At 56.9% G+C, this 2,281-nt stretch carries 4 protein-coding genes; 1 reads left to right on the plus strand and 3 read right to left on the minus strand.

The genetic code is table 11. The features are described 5' to 3' along the window. A partial coding sequence (locus ACH65_RS20895; protein ID WP_237561571.1) for a hypothetical protein occupies positions 1–319 on the plus strand: 319 nt, incomplete at its 5' end. A gap of 67 nt (positions 320–386) precedes the next feature. Here ACH65_RS20895 and ACH65_RS20115 read toward each other — a convergent pair. The 3 genes from ACH65_RS20115 to ACH65_RS19310 form a co-directional block, all read right to left on the minus strand. Continuing rightward, positions 387–758, minus strand: coding sequence for a hypothetical protein (locus ACH65_RS20115; RefSeq protein WP_153242672.1), 372 nt, complete (start codon positions 756–758; stop codon positions 387–389). An 8-nt stretch (positions 759–766) separates the two neighbouring features. Then, positions 767–1,672 (minus strand): RHS repeat-associated core domain-containing protein, encoded by a 906-nt coding sequence (locus tag ACH65_RS19305; RefSeq protein ID WP_082190402.1) that lies wholly within the window; start codon positions 1,670–1,672, stop codon positions 767–769. 305 nt (positions 1,673–1,977) lie between these two features. Next, positions 1,978–2,281 (minus strand): transposase (locus tag ACH65_RS19310; RefSeq protein WP_153242673.1); only part of this gene is annotated, 304 nt, incomplete at its 5' end.

Consider the following 2,281-nt stretch of genomic DNA (forward strand, 5'->3'; position numbering starts at 1 on the left):
CGATAGATCAGAGCATCCTTTGGTCATCTTGCTCACTCCGGATGGCGATAGTGAATCGCTTATCCGGGTGTCCGTGAAACGGGGGCAAGATCACTACGCCGTCGACTTGGCCAAGTGCCAGGCAGCACAGCATCAACTCGACGCCGCGATCCAGGTGGCGGCCAAGCCACCCTGCACGAACCCGGTGACTCCGCAGCCCGGGATCGAGTGCATGCAGCGGAGCGCGGATCTAGCCCAGCAAGCCAAGCAGCCCTGCCTCCAGGCGCTGGCAGACGTCGATCCCGCGCAAGCCATCACCATAGCGGCGCAGGGTAATTAGGACTTAGCGGCGCTGTCGGCGCCTCGCGGCCTTGTCCCAGCAGGCCCTTTGACGGTAACTCCCGACATCAACCAGCCCCATTGCAAAAAATTGAAATGGTCTTGCGGGTTGCCATATCAAAAGTAAAATTAATGACAGAACAGCCACCGTCGAATATTTTTGGACTCTTCTCCGGCGTCACGATATAGGCCCCAGGCTTTGCGTCGCCTTTAATGAACACGCCCATTAATTGACGTTGGCCATGATCAAATTGGCCCGAGTAGTAGCGGCTGTAGTCGGCAAGTGTCGTTCCTGGCGGCATCGCAATTTTGGCTTCAATTTCTTCGACTTGTTTGACTGTCGGCATCCACGTTTTCTCCTTCGATGTTTGGTGCGCGAACGCACTAAAACAGATGGCCAGAGTCAGCGCTATCGCACATTGAAGCATGAAGTTTTTCATCGCAGATCTCAATGAATGGGGTCTTTCGGCGGCGGCGGTGGCGGAGGAGTCGGCGGTTTTGGATCGTAATACGAGGGCCGGATTGGAATGTTGTGCTCCCGGCGAATCATGTTTTCGTTCGCCATTGAATGGATCTCGCTTGGGGGTGTTGTTCCCGGTGCTCCGTTACCCTTGTCGTAGCCTTGAACGCCTTGGTCAATCGCACGAGCATGCCCAAATTCATGACCGAGTCCAACGAACTCTGGTCGTGTCTTGTTGCCCGTTGAATCCGTTCCGCCAGTTTTCTGAGTCGTATCGATCTTGACTGTAGATCCGGTGCCCTTTCTGTTTGCAGAAATAGCCAACGGATCACCCTGCGTGCTGTTGCCTGTACCCGGAGCAGCCGGCACGATATAGATGATATTAGGAGTGTTTTGCAGCTTTTCGATCAGGACATGACCGCCCGGCCCTTGGTCGATTATCGCGATGTCGTTGTTCATCCTGGCCGTAAAGGCAGGATCACCCGCAATCTGGATGATTTTCCCAGTGGGGTCTATGTTCACTATCGGGTTGTTGTTGGTGTACGTGTAGCGATTGAAGTTGAACGTATTGCCTGCATCAGGTCCCACTGGATCGATGCTCAGAAATCGCCCCACCACGGGATCGTAATAGCGGGCCTGCATATAAACGAGTCCCGTGTCTGGGTCGTTTACATGCCCCGTATACCCAGGGCCGGCGGGCGGGCTGCCCAAGGCCTGGCTCCCATGGGGCTTGTAATCAAAGGTCGCGGTGATATTCCCATTGGCGTCAGCCTCCGCGAGGGGCGTGCCTTGAGGATCGGTGTACACATACGTGACCTTGCCCGGCTGCGCGTGGGCGATGCCCAGCGTCAGCATAAAAAGTGGCAGAGCAAGCCAGCCAAGTCCCTTTCTCATAACAACTCCCCTGTCATTGACGCCTCATGCTCCCCCGTCAGAGGGCTATTCCGCAAGTAGGGCCGGCGGCCGAATCCCCGCAGGCCCGCACACGGGCGCCGTTACCGGCGAGCGTCGCGTAGCGGCGGGAGGCGATGTATCGGCGCAGGAGCGCACCGCAAGCCGTAGGCGCTGCCGGGGCGCCCTGTCTGCGGTCGTAAGGTACGGTCGTGTGGTTCACGGACGTACGTGGAGGCGCTGTAGCTATCGGGACACTGTGGGGACAAAGGTGCCGATATGCCGCGGATATGTTCTAGACAGTGTCGTCATGAGATATGAAGCCACAAGGCCAGGCAGCGAATTTGGACGGCGGCCAAGAACGAGGGGAGGCGCTTGGCATACCGAGTCGCAATGCCGCGCCATTGCTTGATATGCAGGAATGCGTTCTCAACCAAGTGGCGCTGGCGATACAAATGTCGGTCGTACTCGTGTAGTTCCTTGCGATTCTTGCGTGGCGGAATCTGCGCTTGCATGCCTTGATCGTGAGCCTGCCTGACAATGGCATTGCTGTCGTATCCCTTGTCGGCAATCAGATGCTCACCCTTCAGGCCATCGATCAGCTTTGCAGCT

Origin of the sequence: Frateuria defendens, from assembly GCF_001182895.1 — a bacterium.
Taxonomy (GTDB): domain Bacteria; phylum Pseudomonadota; class Gammaproteobacteria; order Xanthomonadales; family Rhodanobacteraceae; genus Frateuria_B; species Frateuria_B defendens.